Origin of the sequence: Bacteroides xylanisolvens XB1A, from assembly GCF_000210075.1 — a bacterium.
Taxonomy (GTDB): Bacteria; Bacteroidota; Bacteroidia; order Bacteroidales; family Bacteroidaceae; genus Bacteroides; species Bacteroides xylanisolvens.
The window spans coordinates 1,648,676-1,666,587 of record NC_021017.1; the positions used below are offsets into that span (position 1 = coordinate 1,648,676).

The 17,912-nt window shown below is 41.3% G+C and carries 15 protein-coding genes and 1 riboswitch; of the genes, 7 read left to right on the forward strand and 8 right to left on the reverse strand.

What is annotated here, in order from left to right:
- The first annotated feature begins 16 nt into the window (after positions 1 to 16).
- Positions 17 to 1,111, forward strand: coding sequence for an N-acetylmuramoyl-L-alanine amidase family protein (locus BXY_RS06780; protein ID WP_087320677.1), 1,095 nt, complete (start codon positions 17 to 19; stop codon positions 1,109 to 1,111).
- A gap of 603 nt (positions 1,112 to 1,714) precedes the next feature.
- Here BXY_RS06780 and BXY_RS06785 read toward each other — a convergent pair.
- The 3 genes from BXY_RS06785 to accC are packed head-to-tail and all read right to left on the reverse strand — an operon-like array spanning position 1,715 to position 5,317.
- Entirely contained in the window at positions 1,715 to 3,250 is a 1,536-nt protein-coding gene (locus tag BXY_RS06785) for an acyl-CoA carboxylase subunit beta (protein WP_008026609.1), read from the reverse strand.
- A 19-nt stretch (positions 3,251 to 3,269) separates the two neighbouring features.
- Positions 3,270 to 3,779 (reverse strand): acyl-CoA carboxylase biotin carboxyl carrier protein subunit, encoded by a 510-nt coding sequence (locus tag BXY_RS06790; protein ID WP_004316076.1) that lies wholly within the window; start codon positions 3,777 to 3,779, stop codon positions 3,270 to 3,272.
- A gap of 23 nt (positions 3,780 to 3,802) precedes the next feature.
- Positions 3,803 to 5,317 (reverse strand): acetyl-CoA carboxylase biotin carboxylase subunit, encoded by a 1,515-nt coding sequence (gene accC / locus BXY_RS06795; RefSeq protein WP_004308984.1) that lies wholly within the window; start codon positions 5,315 to 5,317, stop codon positions 3,803 to 3,805.
- Positions 5,318 to 5,449: 132 nt separating this feature from the next.
- A riboswitch (cobalamin riboswitch) is annotated at positions 5,450 to 5,653 on the reverse strand.
- A gap of 276 nt (positions 5,654 to 5,929) precedes the next feature.
- Between accC and BXY_RS06800 the strand changes: the two genes are divergently transcribed.
- Complete coding sequence (locus BXY_RS06800; RefSeq protein ID WP_008641296.1) at positions 5,930 to 6,253, forward strand: thioredoxin family protein; 324 nt, start codon at positions 5,930 to 5,932, stop codon at positions 6,251 to 6,253.
- Positions 6,254 to 6,397: 144 nt separating this feature from the next.
- Here the strand turns inward: BXY_RS06800 and pncB are convergent, their stop codons facing one another.
- Positions 6,398 to 7,573 carry a nicotinate phosphoribosyltransferase gene (pncB, locus tag BXY_RS06805; protein WP_009038676.1) on the reverse strand — a complete coding sequence of 392 codons (1,176 nt, stop codon included), beginning with the start codon at positions 7,571 to 7,573 and terminating at the stop codon, positions 6,398 to 6,400.
- Positions 7,574 to 7,739: 166 nt separating this feature from the next.
- On the opposite strand from pncB, the gene BXY_RS06810 reads away from it, so the two are divergent.
- The gene (locus BXY_RS06810; RefSeq protein ID WP_004308990.1) at positions 7,740 to 9,629 is read left to right on the forward strand and encodes a toxin-antitoxin system YwqK family antitoxin; all 1,890 of its coding nucleotides are present in this window, start codon (positions 7,740 to 7,742) and stop codon (positions 9,627 to 9,629) included.
- Positions 9,630 to 9,799: 170 nt separating this feature from the next.
- On the opposite strand, the gene hdhA is transcribed toward BXY_RS06810, so the two are convergent.
- Together hdhA and BXY_RS06820 are read right to left on the reverse strand one after the other, a co-directional pair.
- On the reverse strand, positions 9,800 to 10,579 hold the full coding sequence (gene hdhA, locus BXY_RS06815) for a 7alpha-hydroxysteroid dehydrogenase (protein WP_004308991.1): 780 nt from the start codon (positions 10,577 to 10,579) through the stop codon (positions 9,800 to 9,802).
- A 372-nt stretch (positions 10,580 to 10,951) separates the two neighbouring features.
- Positions 10,952 to 11,890 carry a DUF1848 domain-containing protein gene (locus BXY_RS06820; protein WP_015531529.1) on the reverse strand — a complete coding sequence of 313 codons (939 nt, stop codon included), beginning with the start codon at positions 11,888 to 11,890 and terminating at the stop codon, positions 10,952 to 10,954.
- Positions 11,891 to 12,326: 436 nt separating this feature from the next.
- Between BXY_RS06820 and BXY_RS06825 the strand changes: the two genes are divergently transcribed.
- From BXY_RS06825 to BXY_RS06835, 3 genes are all read left to right on the forward strand, one after another.
- Positions 12,327 to 13,196 (forward strand): DUF6845 domain-containing protein, encoded by an 870-nt coding sequence (locus BXY_RS06825; RefSeq protein WP_015531530.1) that lies wholly within the window; start codon positions 12,327 to 12,329, stop codon positions 13,194 to 13,196.
- Between the two features lie 266 nt (positions 13,197 to 13,462).
- On the forward strand, positions 13,463 to 14,266 hold the full coding sequence (locus tag BXY_RS06830) for an AraC family transcriptional regulator (protein WP_015531531.1): 804 nt from the start codon (positions 13,463 to 13,465) through the stop codon (positions 14,264 to 14,266).
- Positions 14,267 to 14,360: 94 nt separating this feature from the next.
- Positions 14,361 to 14,732, forward strand: coding sequence for a VOC family protein (locus tag BXY_RS06835; RefSeq protein ID WP_004317320.1), 372 nt, complete (start codon positions 14,361 to 14,363; stop codon positions 14,730 to 14,732).
- A 218-nt stretch (positions 14,733 to 14,950) separates the two neighbouring features.
- Here the strand turns inward: BXY_RS06835 and BXY_RS06840 are convergent, their stop codons facing one another.
- Positions 14,951 to 15,808, reverse strand: coding sequence for an AraC family transcriptional regulator (locus BXY_RS06840; protein ID WP_015531532.1), 858 nt, complete (start codon positions 15,806 to 15,808; stop codon positions 14,951 to 14,953).
- Between the two features lie 311 nt (positions 15,809 to 16,119).
- Between BXY_RS06840 and BXY_RS06845 the strand changes: the two genes are divergently transcribed.
- Positions 16,120 to 16,344 (forward strand): winged helix-turn-helix domain-containing protein, encoded by a 225-nt coding sequence (locus BXY_RS06845; protein ID WP_004308997.1) that lies wholly within the window; start codon positions 16,120 to 16,122, stop codon positions 16,342 to 16,344.
- Positions 16,345 to 16,606: 262 nt separating this feature from the next.
- Here the strand turns inward: BXY_RS06845 and BXY_RS06850 are convergent, their stop codons facing one another.
- Entirely contained in the window at positions 16,607 to 17,710 is a 1,104-nt protein-coding gene (locus BXY_RS06850; RefSeq protein ID WP_015531533.1) for an AAA family ATPase, read from the reverse strand.
- Positions 17,711 to 17,912: the final 202 nt, after the last annotated feature.

The following is a 17,912-nucleotide window of genomic DNA, read 5'->3' on the forward strand; positions in this document are numbered from 1 at the left end:
GATAGTTAATGTAGTTATGAAAAATAAACTCTATATTCTTTTATTCTTAGCTTTTCTTTTTTCGGGCACAACTCTTTGGGCGCAGCAGAAGGCAACTCCGAAGGCGGGTGAGGGCATCTCTTCTTTTCTGTTGAGGCACAACCGTTCTCCGAAGAAGTATTACGACGATTTTATAGAGTTGAATAAGCAGAAGCTGGGAAAGAATAATGTGCTTAAAGTAGGCGTGACTTATGTTATTCCTCCGGTAAAGAAATCGACAACTACTTCTGCCAAGACTACTCCTGTCAAAAATACGGGTGCCAAGAACACAACTTCCGAAGGCGCCGGGACAAAGCAACCATCTTCAAAAGCTAAATCGACAAAAATAGGAACCACCATCAATGAGCCTCTGTTTGGAAAGCAACTGGCTAATGTGAAAGTCACTTCCAACCGTCTTGCCGGTGCTTGTTTCTATGTGGTCAGCGGACACGGAGGTCCCGATCCGGGAGCTATTGGAAAAGTGGGTAGATACGAACTGCATGAAGATGAATACGCTTATGATATTGCACTCCGTCTGGCACGTAACCTGATGCAGGAAGGAGCCGAAGTGCATATCATCATTCAAGATGCCAAAGATGGTATTCGGGATGATTCGTATTTGTCGAACAGTAAACGTGAGACTTGTATGGGGGATGCAATTCCTTTAAATCAAGTGCAACGCCTTCAGCAACGTTGTGATAAAATAAATGCCCTTTACCGGAAAGACCGTAAGAATCACTCTTATTGCAGGGCGATTTTTATTCATATCGATAGCCGTAGTAAGGGAAAACAAACGGATGTCTTTTTCTATTATTCGAATAAAAAAGGAGACAGCAAACGATTGGCGAATAATATGAAAGATACGTTTGAGTCAAAATATGATAAGCATCAGCCTAATCGGGGTTTTTCCGGCACAGTGAGCGGGCGCAACTTATATGTGCTTTCCCATACCACTCCCGCTTCCGTTTTTGTGGAGTTGGGCAATATCCAGAATACGTTCGATCAGCGTCGGTTGGTGATAAACTCCAATCGTCAGGCACTCGCAAAATGGCTGATGGAAGGCTTCCTGAAAGATTACAAGGAGAAGAAATAACATTTTTGTTTCTCCTTTCGTGAACAAAATAAAAATCTGAATGTTTTATATATGCAAATCGCCTGATGGCTACTTGTAGGTATGCGAATATATATAGGCTAGTGAATATGCCTCCCCGGCATAACAGGAAGATTGCATAGTAGTTTTGTCGTGTTTTATTTTGTGTTTGTGTTGTGACGGTGCTGCGATGTGAATCGGGGTGCCGTTTTTTTCGTTTCTCTTGAATTCGTTAAGAGCACGTTATTTTATTTTCTTATCATATTATTGAATAAAATCTTATCAATCCTGTGAACAAAATCCGGAAGTGTATGTTATTTATTGTGCAAATCACCTGATAAAGCTTCTTGTGTGTATGCGAATATAGATAAGTCAAGCAAGGTATGCCTCCCCGGCATGACAGGAAGATTGCATAGTAGTTTTGTCGTGTTTTATTTTGTGTTTGTGTTGTGACGGTGCTGCGATGTGAATCGAGGTGCCGTTTTTTTGTGTATATAAAAAGACTTACTCATAAAAAGAGGGCTTACAAAGATTCTAAAGTATATCGTAGAATCTATGTAAGCCCGTCTTGATGGGAGGGTGCTTTATGCACACCTTATCTAGTTGTTATAAAGGCATATTACCGTGCTTCTTGGGCGGATTTGTCTGCATCTTGTTTTCCGTCATTTCTAGTGCCTGAATCAGACGTTTGCGAGTCTGTCTCGGATAAATGATTTCGTCAATATATCCCAGTTCGGCAGCCTGATACGGAGTAGCAAACTTTTCTTTGTAGGCTTCCAATTCCTTAGCCTTTGTTGCTTCGTCAGCTTTGCGGAACAGGATATTGATGGCGCCGTCTGCACCCATCACTGCAATTTCTGCGCTGGGATATGCGAAGTTCACATCAGCTCCTGTCTGCTTGGAGTTCATTACGATATAAGCGCCGCCGTAAGCTTTGCGGGTAATAACAGTCAGTTTGGGAACAGTAGCTTCTGCGAACGCATAAACTATTTTTGCGCCGTGACGGATGATACCGTTGTTTTCCTGCGTATATCCCGGAAGGAATCCCGGAACATCTTCGAATGTAATCAACGGAATATTGAAACAGTCGCAAAAACGGATAAAACGACTTGCTTTGTCGCTGGCGTCGATGTCAAGAACGCCGGCAAGATAAGCCGGCTGATTGGCTACGATACCTACCGAACGACCTGCCATGCGGGCAAAGCCGATGATGATATTCTTTGCAAAGTTCGGCATGACTTCGAAGAAATAACCGTTGTCTATCACGCGTTCGATAATGTCTTTCATATCATACGGTACGTTCGGATCTGCCGGAACGATTGTATCCAGAGAAGCGTCTTCGCGGTTGGTTTCGTCGGCGCAAGGTTGTTTCCTGGCTTCATCCATATTATTCTGCGGTAAGAAAGACAACAGTTCGCGGATACTCATCAACAGTTCTTCTTCGGAGTTGCACATAAAATGCGTCACACCGCTCTTGCTGCTATGTGTCATTGCGCCACCCAGCTCTTCTTTGCTTACTTCTTCATGAATCACGGTTTTTACTACATCGGGACCAGTCACGAACATGTGACTTTTTTCTTTCACCATAAAGATGAAATCGGTAAGGGCAGGAGAGTAGCAAGCGCCTCCGGCACAAGGACCCAGGATGGCCGAAATCTGTGGAATCACACCGCTGGCCATTGTGTTCTGATAGAAAATATCCGCATAACCGGAAAGGCTTTCGATACCTTCCTGAATACGTGCGCCGCCCGAATCATTCAGAGCGATAATCGGGGCACCGTTCTTCAACGCAAGTTGTTGTACTTTCACAATCTTTTTGGCATTGGAAGCAGACAGTGAGCCGCCATATACGGTAAAGTCATAAGCGTAAACAAATACCTGGCGACCGTCTACCTTTCCGTAACCTGAAACGATGCCGTCTCCCGGAATTTTGTTTTTATCCATGCCATAGTTCGTACAACGGTGAACCATCAATTTATCCAGTTCAACGAAAGTACCTTTGTCGAGCAACATCTCAATACGTTCGCGAGCAGTCATTTTTCCGCTTTCGTGTTGCTTCTCTATTTTATCAACGCCTCCACCAAGAGAAGCGATGCGGTCACGTTCCTCGAACGTGGCGTATGCTTTATTCATTTCTTCCATAATGCAATCCGTTCTTATATTATGCAATCGGTTCTAATGTTATTAATGTCTGGTCGCCGGTTATGTTATCACCTTCCTGAACCAGAATTTCTTTAATGCGGCAGTCTGAAGTCACTTTGTAGTTACTCTGCATCTTCATGGCTTCAATAACGATAGCGGTGTCTCCCGCCTTCATTTCCTGGCCGACTGCAACAGGTATTTTCACTACTTTGCCCGGCATCGGAGAAATGATACAGTCATTCTGTTCTTCTTCCCCTTTCTTGCGCATACGCAGATATTTTGCTTGGCTGTCCACTATTTCTACATTGAAACTGCTATAATGCGTATTCACTTTATAGCTTTTTCCGTTATCACGGCGAATCAGCTGTGCGTTCGAACTGCGTCCGTCCATCAAGATGTTGCAAGTACCGTTTTCTGCCATCACTACGTCTGCTTCAAACGTTTTTCCATCAATGGTGAGCACTACCTTGTTATCTTCCTTGCTGACCAGTTCTACTTCGGCCACACGGTTTCCTATATGAATTTCCATAATTGAATTCTCTTTGTTAAAATTTAGATTCTCAACACACCCTTATGCAATCCGAACTCTTTCCACTTGCTGATAGGGCGGTTGTCGGCAGCCATACCGCTGTTGTTCTCTTCGAGATTCATCAAATAGTCTATATAAGCAGCGATCAGGGCAATATTTTCGGAATATTCGCTGGTGCGCGTAATCCGTTGTTGCAGAAACTCGCTGTTCTTGGCGATGAATCCTGTGTCATAATGACCTTCTACAAAATCAGGAGTGTCCATGATGGCACGCAGATAACTGATGTTGTTTTTCACTCCGGTCAATTTATATTCGTGGAGAACACGACGCATCCGCTCAATCGCATATTCGCGATTAGTAGCCCACACAATCAGTTTACCGATCATCGGGTCATAGTAGATCGGAATTTCATATCCTTCGTATACATAACTGTCAATACGCACACCGATACTGTTCGGCTCTGTAATCTGTTTGATGATACCCGGACTTGGCATGAAATTCATTTCAGTGTCTTCGGCACAGATACGACATTCGATAGCGTGCCCGCGTTGCTGGATATTCTCTTGTTTCAGTTGAAGCACTTGTCCGTCGGCAACTTTAATTTGCTCTTTCACCAAATCTACTCCGATCACTTCTTCCGTAATTGGATGTTCCACCTGCAAGCGGGTGTTCATCTCAAGGAAATAATAGTTGCGGTGTTTATCAACAAGGAATTCGATAGTACCCGCACCGATGTAGTTCACAGCTTTAGCCGCCGCTACCGCTTTTTCACCCATGTCTTTTCGCAGTTCGGGAGTGACGAAAACCGAAGGAGTCTCTTCCACGATTTTCTGGTTACGGCGTTGCACGGAACATTCGCGTTCGCACAGATGAATGACGTTTCCATGCTTGTCACCAAGAATCTGGAACTCGATGTGATGAGGCTCTTCAACGAACTTCTCCAGGTAAACCGTGTCATCGCCAAAGGAAGACAATGATTCGCTCTTGGCAGTGGTATATGCTTCTTCCACTTCTTCGGCACTGTGGATGAGGCGCATACCTTTTCCACCACCGCCCATAGAAGCCTTCAGCATCACCGGATAGCCGATTTTATTGCAAAGCTCTATGGCTTCTTCTACGCTTTTCAGGTTGTCTTGTGTGCCGGGAACTACGGGTACTCCCGCCTCAATCATTTTGATACGGGCAGCAATTTTATCTCCCATAGCTTCCATTGTTTCTGGATTGGGTCCGATAAAGATGATTCCTTCTTCCTGACATCGACGGGCGAAGGTAGCATTCTCGGACAAGAAGCCGTAACCCGGATGGATGGCGTCTGCATGAGCTGCTTTTGCCACTTCGATGATTTTTTCTATATTCAGATAACTCTCTTTGGATGCTGCCGGCCCTACGCAATAAGCTTCGTCTGCATAAAGCACGTGCTTCGCGGTCCGGTCTGCTTCGGAGAAGATAGCGATACTCGTTATCTCCATTTCCCGGCAGGAACGCATCACCCTTACGGCAATTTCACCGCGATTGGCTACTAAGATTTTTTTTATCATACTTTTTTCAATTAAGTACATACTTATTAATGTCTTCCCGTCTAATGGACATACTCCACCCGACGAAAAACAGTATTTTTTTGATTTGGGGCTTAACAAGTGATACTCTTTCTCCTAATCCACGAGGAGAGGGGCGTCTTACACAAAATGGCAGGTCTTCTGACTGACTCTTGTCTTATTTGCCTTCCCGAATAACATCAGTGGCGTTAAATTAGTTCAATTATAAGACATTGAACAGAGTTTCACAGCAGCGGGACTGTCCGGGATTTACACCCGGTTCCCTATTAATCATCGTCCGTTGGATACGGATTCTGAACCATTTCGGGGGGCAAAGATAAATAAATATTGAATAGGATGTTCCTTTTTTGCACGAAAGTTTCAATTTTGTGCAATGCTTGTCCTTAGTCCGGAAGATAAAGTGATAGGAGCAAAGTATGATGCGGAGAAGTCTTTTCATCGTACGGAGATGATTTGCTTGGATATTAATAGCTGGTCGGGTAAATGCAAACGGGTTTGATTCTTTAATTTGTGTGTAACCTTGCTTCTTTTCTAAACCATCTTTCTCCTGATATTGTTAGGTTGATAGTTATTAATTAAAAGGAGATATTCATTATGAAAGAAAAGAAAATAGCTCGTGAAGAAAGAAACCAGGAGAAGCTAGCTAACGGTGATTGGGTAATGGCAGAGTTTTACGCAACGTGGTGTCCTCACTGCCAGCGCATGAAACCGGTTGTTGAAGAGTTCAAGAAACTGATGGTAGGAACATTGGAAGTGGTGGAAGTGGACATCGACCAGGAGCCTGCCCTTACTGATTTTTATACGGTGGAGTCGACTCCTACCTTTATTCTTTTTAGAAAAGGGCAACAGCTTTGGCGGCAATCCGGCGAATTATCTTTGGAAAGATTGGAAAAAGCAGTGAAAGGGTTCAAATTCTGAAAATGATGTATCGTTTATTACAATGATATAAATAGCTGGTTTTATGCAGGTGTATTTCGGTATGGCATATATGGAGGAAAAGCAGAAAGTATTTTCTATCGAGGTACTTCTGCTTTTCTTTTTATAGCCTTTCCGTTGTCTTGATTATTGGTTTCTGTTCAACCTCAACTCATGCAGGCATGCCTGCACTTCTTCAAGACTGCCGGTATGTTTTCCTTCATCATCCGACAGTTTGATACATTCCCTCCACTCCTGATTGACATTCATCTTGCATTGCGTCAGTTTCATCACGATGTTCGAAGGTTCGAACCCGGTATCGTTGGTGAGATTGGTGCCGATTCCGAAAGAGCAGCGGATTTTGTTTTTGCAGTATTCTTGAATGTCTAATGCTTTTGTAAAGTCGAGGGCATTGCTGAATACGATGGTTTTGGTTGTCGCGTCGATTCCCAACTCTTTGTAGCGGGCAACCAGTCGGTCGATAAACTCAAATTCATTACCGGAATCGCAGCGCACACCGTCGAAAAGTTTAGCTTGTTTACGGCTAAGGTTACTAAGGAAGATGCCGGAAGTATAGGTATCGGAAAGTGCGATACCCAAATCACCGTCATAAACATTCACCCAGTTTTCGAGTGCCATATAATTGGCATGTTTATATCCGAACTGTGCTCCATGAAACATAAACCATTCGTGAGGGTGAGTCCCCATCATTTTCATTCCATATTTCATTGCGAAGTTGCAGTTGGAAGTCCCGGTGCAATATTGCGCTGTCTCGTTCAGTCTTTTGATAACAGTTTCCTGCACATCAATAGAGAATCTTCTCCGTGTACCAAATTCTGAAAAGCGGAGCTGATGTTGGTTCGATAACTCTATTTTCTCCGACAGTTTGCAAAGAATCCCGTTCATGTCTGCTACATGGCCGAAGAACCGGTTTTTGATTTCAGAAACAATAGCGAGCAAAGGCACTTCATATAAAGTCACTTTATAAAGCAAGTCAGTCACTTCGATGTGGAGATGACAGGCTTCATCCAGATGAATATCAATCTTATTCGGGTCGAAACGAAAAGAAGACAACCACTCCCAGTAGACTCTCGGGAGAAATCTGCAATTCTTCGTCATGTATTCCAACTCCTCTTCCGTGAATCTCAACTGACTAAGATTCTTGATCTCTGCCTTGAGTGTTTCCAGAAAAGCTTCGGTATACTTTGTTTCGTTCCGGTCATTGAAACTAAAAGTACCCATTGCATAGGGGAACAGTTTGATATAAGCGTACGAGGTGGTAAACTTATAGAGGTCTGTATCTAGTAGTGTTTTAACAATCATGACGTTCGTTCTTTTCTATTAATAACGTTGTAAAGTTAGTATTTGTTGAACGAAATAATAGCCTGCTGACAGATAATTATTCCATTTTTGGGATCGATTTATACCTGATTATCTGATATTATCATTAATTTTGCCGTAATTATGTATTAAATAAAAGATATTTGGTATGAAAAACGCTTTGGTATATAGCTGCGTATTACTGTTGTTATCATGTGGCGGAAAAACCGGAGGAACTTCGCAATCTTCTTCCACGAATCAGGAAACACAGGAAAACGCTTTAAGCGAAAAAACTACTGCTATTTCCGAAGCTTTCTCTATGGATTTTTATAAAGGAAGTGATTGGATTATTCCTGATACGCTTTCCGAATCATTGCTAAAAGAACCGGAAGCATCTTCTTTGAAGGTCTATGACTCCGACAGTATTTGCCGGAAACAAGTAGATGGCGTGGAACGTTGTTTTTACAAGGACTCATTGATGAACGGTGCTTATAAGCACTTTTATTTTCGCTCGACTGATTCTTTTGTGTCGGAACCCTATTATTCGGTAGTTGTTTATAAAGACGGAATAAAGAACGATACGGTGCGTCATTACAGTATCTCTTCCCATTGTATGACAAGTCGTATAATCACTCTTGACAGTATTTGTGAACTTTATCAATCTTATTATTCCAACGGATATCCCCATATCTTTTACCAGGCTACACGAGGTAAACTTAATGGAGTACGTCAGAGATGGTATTATGATGGAAAGCCGGACTGGTTTGAACACTATAAAGATGGGAAGCTAAACGGAGAGGAAATGAGATGGCATGCCAACGGACATCTATGGCAGGTTAATCATTATATTGACGATCAGGAAGTGTTACCGACCGAATGTTGGTATTATAGCCATTCGGAATACGCTTATAATGACCCTGACGGGGTAGCGGAGGCTCCCGACTGGTATGAGTATAAATATCAGGCATCAGAAGGGACTCCCTTTTATTACATTCAAGAAATTTATGCATTGGAGAACGGCAAAAAGTATCTTCTGAAACGAAAATATTTTGAAAAGGATTCCGATGAGCCGATATACTTCATGGATGATAAGTGTGATTCTGTAAAACGAAGCATTGTGACGGTCGGAACTCAAAAGCGGCTGGATATAAGGAATTATTCTGGCGGGCGGCTACGTCGTTTCGAGAGTTATCCGTACTCGGAGAAAGGCGTGCCGGGTGTCATGACTGAAATTTATTCTGAAGAAGGCAACCGGATTGAAAAGAGTATGTATGACTATCATAGTGGAAGAATGATCTCCTTGCGTATGTATAGCAATACAGGGGCAGACGTGAAAAAACTTGAATTTGCTGAATATACGAATATGAAGGCGGATAGTTGTAATAAACAGCTTGATTCTGGTAAAGGGCGTTATACAGACAATCAGAATAAACTGTCCGTGCGCTGGAAAAAGGGGGAACTCGCACTGCTGAATTCTCCGGCGAAAGAAGATGAAGATGGATTTATAAAATGGTACTATGATGGGTATCAGTCTGATTACGGTCTGCATTTTTTTCACTATTCAGGGTTTGAGAGCTGGGGTTATTTTGTGATGAGTGATGTTACAGGAGAAGTTTACGAATATCGTAGTATAGATACTCCTTTATTCTGTGGAAAATCCGGTCTTTTCCTTGTTGTAGATGAAAATCCGTATAAGGAAGAATGTTATGTCCGCGTTTACAAGATGCTTCCCGAAGGACGTTTGGCGGAAGTTGCCGCACTCAATCGGGGAGGAGGGGATTATTTTGAGGTTGATTTGGACGATTTTGTCTGGGTGGGTGAAAGTTCATTCATTGCCAATAAAAAAACGTCGGAAGATGAACTTCAATGTGACTTTTACGGAGGATGCTCTGACAGTTGCCTGGAAGAGTACAGGAAGTGTGGCTATCTGCAAATCGACGAAGACGGCTGGGGGTATGTGCGCGTCGATCTTCGTCCTGATGCTTTGCAGACTAAGCAGGAGCTTCCGTCTTCACTAGAAGCTATTAACGAAATGAATGCATGGGTAAAGTCATTGTGAAACCCAGAAACAATGGAAAATCATGCATCCACTCTTCCCCCTTTTCGATAGATATTTTAAGATCATTACTGTCTATTCTACTAATTCCCGGTTGCATCCGCTATTGATAAATAGCGAAAGAAGCCATATTCCCATTATTGTCATTTTATTCATTGTATTAAAGTTATGTTCTATGATAACGCTACTGTCGGGTTATGAGCAGTCAGGCCACCATCTACGACGATTGTTTGTCCCGTGATGTACCTTGCATCGTTCGAAGCCAGAAAAGCGATGGCAGCTGCGACGTCTTCCGGTTCTCCTAAATAAGGAGTGGCACATTGGCCGAGGAAGATGTTGCGTACATCTTCATTCAGGTTATCCAATGCCGCGGGGGTAAGTACCAATCCCGGGGCTACGGCATTGCAGCGGATATTTTTCTTTCCCATTTGGGTAGCGATGTATTTCGTCAGGTTGATGACGCCCGCTTTGCTGGCACCATATAATGTACCGTTAGCATCAGCAGTAAGTCCGCTTATGGAAGCTACGTTGACAATGTTTCCGCCGCCATTGGTAGTCATGATAGGGATGACCTGTTGAGAAAGGTACATAGTGCAGCAGAGATTCAGGTGGAATGCCTCGTCAAAGTAATTGATATCCAGCTTCTCGATGTTAAGGTCACGTTTGGGATCGGTTCCTCCTACATTATTAATCAGTACATCTATTCGTTGATATTCATTCATAGAAAAATCAATCAGCTCTTTGCAACTCTGGAGTTCGGTGGCGGAGAAATAGACATGGCGCACGTCGGCCCCTGCATGAGTAAGTTCGTTGGCAAGCTGTTCCGCCTTTTTTTCAGAATGGTCAGCGATGACTACTTTGCCCCCTTCGGAGACAATGCGGCGTGTGGTTGCTTCGCCGATACCACCGGCAGCACCGGTGATGACAACTACTTTATTTTCGAATCTGTTCATATATTGTGAATTTGATGGTTACCTTCTATTAGAAACAGCTGGCAGAGGAATTTGTTAGACCTCATAAACGCTCTTTAATAAGATAAGGTGTCCGATTGGAAAACATTTGCATCTCCTCCAGTTTTATGCCCTGATTATTTAAGAAAACTGTTAAATGTTAATGCTTAACCGCTTATTTGTTAATACGGTTCAGATTCTATTAAACCATGTTATAAGATACGCTGCATTGGGCCGAAAATTTGGAGATAACCGAAAAGTCCGTATCTTTGTACTGTGTTTTTCATAGTATTAGATTTAAGGTTAACAAAAGATTGGCTGTCTGGGATAGATAGCCTTTTTTTATGCCTGTAAGTCAGATACGGATCAGGAAGACTAAAACAACGAATATTGGTTATCCCGCAGACTCTTCATCTCCCGTTCCTTTACTATATCATCTTCGGATAAATGACCGATGAGCAACGGCGAGTTTTTATCATGTTTCTTCATATTATATGCTGCTGTATTATAATTACCTTTGATGGCATAGCAATAAACACATCCGTTCAGACAACTTTCATAAGTCCCGATATCAATACTTTCGATACAGTTGCAGATATTACGCTGGTTTTTATCCTTTTGAGCAAGGATAGGATAACCGGTGATCTTTTCAATCAGCCCTTTATCAATGCACAAGCCGCTGGGAATACCCAAATGTCTTAAATCTACCTTGACGGTACAAGTGTCCAGCTGTATACCGGGATAAATATCTATTGTCTTTTTAAAGGAGACGGCCATTTCTTCTATTTCCTCTTTGGTCAGCGGATTGATGTTGAATGGTTGTATCGAGTTTCGGATATGGGGGTAATGATCTATAAATCCCAACATACATTTCGAGGTATGGTCTTTGAGTTCATGGGCAATCCGGGCGAATGCTTCCTGGTGGAAAGAAACGTTGTATTCCTCATTCGTCAGTATCGGATCATATCTCCAAATCATTTTTTCTCTGCCTATTTTGTCTGCCAGCTTTTTAAAGGTATCAATTCGTTTATCGATAGATGGCAAACGATTCTCCAATTTTTCTCCGTAAGGGTTGAGTGTAAATTGGAAGTAATAGTTGTAATCCTGTAATTTATCCAGCTGGTTAAGCATCGGGGCCGGGTTCTTGGTCCAGAATACGAAACAATCAACCACAGCAGGAGATAAGGAAATCCTGCTAATCATTTTCGGATGATAAGGATTGGGCACTAATACAAATCTTTCTTTTATCCGGTTGAAAAACCATTGAGAATAGAATGCCGGAATATCTGTCCGGCGGCTGGCACTGATTATCATAGTTCAAAGTTACGAAAAAAAACAATGTCGTTTCCATGATTAGCTTTTTTTCTACTCTTACTTATCCGGGGAGCAACTTATGTGAATGAATATGTTAAATGTTAACGGATGAAGTCTGAAATGTTAATGCGATTCTCGGAGTATTAAACCCTGTTATAATATCGTCTGTTTAGGCGCTGAAATTTGCTATTTATCTGAAATATGGTATCTTTGTACTGTGTTTTTTTCATAAGTATTAGATTTAAGGTTAACAAAAGATTGGTTGCTCGTGATGAGTAGCCATTTTTTGTTTTTATACACGTTGGTTGCTTATTCCTTAATCATCGTTAGCAGCATCTTAAATTTCTCCACTACACTTCTCGAATATGCATTGTTTGTCTATAACAAAAAACGATTTTTATTGTTATAGTACGAAAGACTTAATAAACGAACCATTATGAAGAAGAATATTTTATTTTTCGGAGCACTTGTAGGTGCTCTCTTGTTGGTTTCTTGTTCGGGAGGAAACAAGAAACAGGCTGCGTCCTCTGTCGCTTCGGAGGAATTGGACAATGCCAGTAAGGTGATAAACTATTATCATACATCGCTTATCGTGTTGAGGCATGTAGCCAATGCGAAAGACATAAATGCAGTTTTGGGATATATGGAACAGACAGGAAAAGTTCCTGAAGTATCTCCGATTGCACCACCTGAAGTATCTGCCAGAGATACAGCGGAATTGATGGATCCGGGGGATTATTTTAATATAGAAGTCCGTCAGAATCTGAAGCAGAGTTATCGAGGACTTTTCAGTGCAAGGACGCAATTCTATGATAATTTTAATAAATTCCTCTCTTACAAGCAGGCAAAAGAGACTGCAAAGATCGGCAAGCTCCTCGACGAGAACTATCGGCTTAGTGTAGAAATGTCGGAATATAAACAAGTGATCTTTGATATTCTAAGCCCTCTGACAGAACAAGCTGAAAAAGAACTGCTTGCCGATGAACCGTTGAAAGATCAAATCATGGCCATGCGTAAGATGTCCGGCACCGTGCAAAGCATCATGAATCTCTATTCACGCAAACATGCGCTGGATGGTATGCGTATTGATATGAAGATGGCCGAACTGAAGAAAGAACTCGAAGCTGCAAAGAAACTTCCCGCTGTCACAGGTTATGATGAAGAACAGAAGAATTATTATAGCTTCCTGACTTCCGTAGAATCATTTATGAAAGATATGCAGAAAGCCAGAGATAAAGGTAGCTATTCCGACGAGGACTATAATGCGATATCGGAGGCCTACGAATACGGACTTTCCGTTATCTAAAGAATCTTCCTCTGTTTGAATGTGAGCTACAATCATGCTCCTTCAAACAGAGGATGTTTTTTTATTAAGAAAAGGTTTGCCGTCTTTTCAATTGTACCTTATTCTCAAATAAGGATCCTGCCTTAAATCCTTATCTGTTTATCATTCCGGCATATCTGTTCTTAATAGGACGACTCCCTAATTTATAAAAAGTCCTTTTTTTACTATACCTCTTTAAACAGGAGCTTTACTTTTGCATTTGAATTAAGAAATAATATCTTTGCTCTATGCAATCATTTCAACTTATAAAACCTTGTTTGGCGCTTGCTCCTTATATACGGCATTACTGGATATTGCAAGACGATTCAGTGACTCCGGTTTCCGAACGGACTCTGCCTATTGGCTGTATGCAACTGGTATTTCATAAAGGGAAACAACTCCTTTTGTCGGGCGAGTCGGAACTACAACCTCAATCCTTCATTTCCGGACAATCGGTCGGCTTCTCGGATGTACAGTCGACGGGTAGGATTGAAATGATTACTGTTGTTTTCCAGCCTTATGCAGTTAAAGCATTGTTTCATATTCCCAGCCATCTGTTTCACGGACAAAATGTAGATACCGATGCGATGGAAGATGTAGAACTGTCGGATTTGGTGAAACAGGTCACTGACACTTCTGATAATGCCGTTTCTATTCGTTTGATAGAGCAGTTTTTCCTTCGTCGTTTATACACCCTTCCGGAGTATAACCTCAAGCGGATGTCTGCTGTGTTTCATGAAATAAACCTCCAGCCGCAAATCAACATTGCTCATCTGTCGGAAACGGCCTGTTTGAGCAGTAAGCAGTTTGGACGTATCTTTGCCGATTATGTCGGCACTACCCCCAAAGAATTTATTCGTATTGTCCGTATGCAGCGGGCATTGTTAATGTTGCAGCAGGATGCCACTATTCCTTTTGTACAAGTAGCTTATGAATGTGGCTTCTCCGATCAGTCTCACATGATAAAGGAATTCAAACTCTTTTCCGGTTATACCCCTGCCGAGTATCTTTCTGTCTGCGCTCCTTATTCCGATTATTTTTCCGAACTTTAAAGATGTCCCTTTTTTCCTATCAGGCTTCCTCGTGTTGCCCTACTTTTGCAGTGTCTTTGCAAAGGCTTAGTAGTAACGATAAAAAAGAAACGAAATGAAAAAACTAATTGCATTTTTTGAGATTCCTGCTTCCGATTTCCATCGGGCTGTCGATTTTTACGAAACAGTATTGGGTATGCAACTTCCGACTTTTGAATGTGAAACAGAAAAAATGGCTTGTTTCACAGAAGAAGGTGAAACCGTCGGGGCTATCTCTTATGCTTCAAATTTCGACTTTCTTCCTTCAACGCATGGAGTGCTTATCCATTTCAACTGTGAGGATATAGAACAGACCTTGGAAAAAGTACTTCTGAAAGGAGGGAAAGTAGTCATTCCCAGAACAAAGATCGAGGCGGACGGCAAAGGATGGTTTGCCGTATTCACTGATAGTGAAGGAAACCGGATTGGCATTTATGCTGAAAAATAACAGGTAGGAGAGAGGAAGGCAGCCTGTTATAGCATAATATGCTTTTAGATGCGGATAACGCAAAATGACACGGATAAGAAGATTCTAAATCTGTTAAATCCGTGTCATCCGCGTCTAAAAGATAGACTTATCAGGGTTTTGCACTGTCCCCCCAAAAAAGTCAGACGTTAAATCACATCTTTATTCATTCTCTTTATTCCGCCATTTGTCTGTCCGCATTATTCTACCGGAATATAAATTTCCGTCAACAACTCTTCGGGAGCAGTGTCGCATGGATTGTTCAGATAACGTTCCGCGCTGGCTTCATCACGCAGCGTACATTCCATTTCGGGCAGACACTTTCCGTAAATCGTATCATACACAGCTTGCAAATTGTCATACGGACCTTTATACAAGAAGATAGCATAACGTCCGGCCGGGATCACCTTAAATCCGACATCACTTTTGGGGGTTACCTTTACAGGCATTACCATACATACGTCTGTCCGCAGTTTTTCTGCCGGTGTCACTTTCGGATCATCGTGATAGATGCAAAGCGGGCTGAAATCTCCCATCGGCAACTGTTGTTCTTTGATGAATTGGAATAAACGGCCCCAGGTGCCACCGTAATCATTCAGTTTGTAATCGCCGGTGAGGCGGATATAAATCACATTCCGTTCGGAAACGTTTCTGATCTCTCTTTTTAGTTCCAGGTCTGGCCTGATAATCGCTGGTTTCATAATTACAAAGTTTTTATTGTTCCTATACTCTAAAGGTGAAATGCCATAAAATTGCTTGAACACTTTCGACAACGAAGAAGGAGAAGAGTAACCAATCCGATAGGCTATGTCGGCAATCGGAACATCCGAGTAGCGGAGTAGACGTGCGGCAGCTTCTGTCCGCGTCCGGACAATAAACGTACCAATCGGTTCACCGAGAAAAGCTTTCATGATCCGGTGAAAGTAAAAAGGAGAAAAGTTTGAAATTCTGGCCAGAGATTTTAAATCAATGTCTTCTCCCAAATGTTGGTTGATGTATTCCACTACAACATTTACGCACTTTTGATATTCCTCTTTCGTTGTTTTTTTCTGTTGCATAACTTATTCTGGTATTTCACTCTGCAAAGGTATTGGTAAAAAAGCGAAATGACTTGTCCGATATTGCGGAAATGTCAATTTCCTATTTTCTTTCTGTGATTGCCCGATTCCTGTTTTGAGAATTTATTTTGATATATAATGTTCCTTTTAGTGGTGTTATGGTACGAATTATTACCAAGTTTTTAATCACTAGACGCGAAATTGATTTCTTTGTTTTAAATAATGTCAAAAACTAAAACAAAAAAGTTGGTTTTGTTATAAACAATTATTAAAATGACTATATTGTAACCAAATTATTAATAAAAATAGCCATGGATAAAACAATTGTAGGGAACAATGCCGGAAAAGTTTGGTGTGCCCTGAAAGAAATTGGTGAAATTTCAATACCTGAATTGGCAAGAAGATTAAACCTAAGCGTAGAAAGTACAGCATTGGCGGCCGGTTGGCTGGCAAGAGAAAACAAAATTTGTATCCAGCGAAAGAACGGATTAATTGCTTTATCTGATGAAAGCACTTTCCCTTTTAGCTTTGGATAATTACAGATTTTGCGAGTGAGTATCTTTGGATTTCCGTTAACTTGTAAGTAAGAAAATGTCGATATAAGGTATCACATGCAAAGTTTGAACTTAAGAAGTTTAATATTTAAAAGAGTTGCTCCGTAATAGGGCAACTCTTTTAACGTATAATAAACGTATAAAAATATCAAATCGTTCTTGTTGATAGGTAAAATATAGATACTTATATTTCGCAATAATAATAGTCGATTTTTCTTTAAAAGTTCTACTTTGGAGGATTTGTTCAGAATCCTACCCGCTTTCTTCCTAAAGAGAAATCCATGCCTTCGTAATTATAGATTTCAGCCAGTGTCATAGGTTGTGTCTGTTGGGGGATATCCAGTCCTTCTTCCTTTATCAGTTGGTTTACTTTGTCGGTTGTCAGGTCTTTAAATTCGTACCGGGCAGCCAGACGTCCTTTTCTAAGCAAGGCTTCGTCGATATCTTTTAGTGGAGCGTTGAATGTGCAGATAAATTTGATACATAATTCATCACTCAATAGTCCGTCGCTGATATTTAGTATGTTGACTAGTCCGGCATTCATGCGGTTTCCTCCGTTGCGGCTTGATAATAGCTCTTCGCAGTCTTCTACGATAAAGATCGAATTCTTTTGTTGACGGATAAAAGTGATAAAGCTAGGGTCCGAAAGTTTGTCTACCAGGTCGCCGCTCATATAAATCATTCTCTTTTTTCCGAGATTGATAAGATGACGGATATAAGTTGTTTTCCCCGTACCTTGTTTCCCGTGCAGAATGATTAAACCGCTTTTATTCTCCTCTAATAGGAAATTTTCGATTTCAGCGGCTACGGGAGCAAAATCATTGTTATAGTGGCGGTCAATCTGAATGGCCGGCTTATTGATTTGCGATTGTTTCAGGCTGAAGTAGTTATGAGCGTATGTTACTATAAATAGGTTGTTCAGTTTCTCATTCTCCTTTTTGTGGTTTTCGCAAATCTGATTGATACGATCGATTTCTTCCTTATCAATATTGGAATAGGCTATTTTTATGCAATTATCAAAATAGCCAATCATTAAATTCTTTTTGCAGATAACGATGCAATCGTATAACTCTTTTGTAGATGTATCTTCTTCTTCCTCCTCTTCCTCTTTTTCATTCTCAAAATGATTGCAATATATATGCTCGAATATATCGAACGCATCGTCTTGCTGATAAAGTTCTTTGATTTCTTTCAGGAAATCTTGGTTTACTTTATATTTCACCATTTTCATAGAAGGGAATCGTTTGAATATCTGATAGAATAGACTACAAATGCTACTGTCGCTGAACCAGCCTGTGGAGTAATCGAAAATATCTGTGAAATCTGCGAGTGTGTATTCTTTACTCATTTTTTCTTTTTATATAAATAGGACGGCAAAGGTACTAAATAAATCTATGATATGGACTTATCCGATTTATCATTTTCTTGAAAAACATTGGTATGATCCGTAAGTCATAAAACAAATTCACCTCTGTGTCCTCCGTGTCCTCTGTGGTGAAAACCGTGCAAGAATGAGCTAAATGATAATTTTCCAGTTAAACAAAATTATA

What these genes read in the sequence shown, in the direction of transcription:
- BXY_RS06780 (WP_087320677.1), top strand. Translation starts at nt 17, where the DNA reads ATGAAAAATAAACTCTATATTCTTTTATTCTTAGCTTTTCTTTTTTCG.
- BXY_RS06785 (WP_008026609.1), bottom strand. Translation starts at nt 3,250, where the DNA reads ATGGAAGAAATGAATAAAGCATACGCCACGTTCGAGGAACGTGACCGC.
- BXY_RS06790 (WP_004316076.1), bottom strand. Translation starts at nt 3,779, where the DNA reads ATGGAAATTCATATAGGAAACCGTGTGGCCGAAGTAGAACTGGTCAGC.
- accC (WP_004308984.1), bottom strand. Translation starts at nt 5,317, where the DNA reads ATGATAAAAAAAATCTTAGTAGCCAATCGCGGTGAAATTGCCGTAAGG.
- BXY_RS06800 (WP_008641296.1), top strand. Translation starts at nt 5,930, where the DNA reads ATGAAAGAAAAGAAAATAGCTCGTGAAGAAAGAAACCAGGAGAAGCTA.
- pncB (WP_009038676.1), bottom strand. Translation starts at nt 7,573, where the DNA reads ATGATTGTTAAAACACTACTAGATACAGACCTCTATAAGTTTACCACC.
- BXY_RS06810 (WP_004308990.1), top strand. Translation starts at nt 7,740, where the DNA reads ATGAAAAACGCTTTGGTATATAGCTGCGTATTACTGTTGTTATCATGT.
- hdhA (WP_004308991.1), bottom strand. Translation starts at nt 10,579, where the DNA reads ATGAACAGATTCGAAAATAAAGTAGTTGTCATCACCGGTGCTGCCGGT.
- BXY_RS06820 (WP_015531529.1), bottom strand. Translation starts at nt 11,890, where the DNA reads ATGATAATCAGTGCCAGCCGCCGGACAGATATTCCGGCATTCTATTCT.
- BXY_RS06825 (WP_015531530.1), top strand. Translation starts at nt 12,327, where the DNA reads ATGAAGAAGAATATTTTATTTTTCGGAGCACTTGTAGGTGCTCTCTTG.
- BXY_RS06830 (WP_015531531.1), top strand. Translation starts at nt 13,463, where the DNA reads ATGCAATCATTTCAACTTATAAAACCTTGTTTGGCGCTTGCTCCTTAT.
- BXY_RS06835 (WP_004317320.1), top strand. Translation starts at nt 14,361, where the DNA reads ATGAAAAAACTAATTGCATTTTTTGAGATTCCTGCTTCCGATTTCCAT.
- BXY_RS06840 (WP_015531532.1), bottom strand. Translation starts at nt 15,808, where the DNA reads ATGCAACAGAAAAAAACAACGAAAGAGGAATATCAAAAGTGCGTAAAT.
- BXY_RS06845 (WP_004308997.1), top strand. Translation starts at nt 16,120, where the DNA reads ATGGATAAAACAATTGTAGGGAACAATGCCGGAAAAGTTTGGTGTGCC.
- BXY_RS06850 (WP_015531533.1), bottom strand. Translation starts at nt 17,710, where the DNA reads ATGAGTAAAGAATACACACTCGCAGATTTCACAGATATTTTCGATTAC.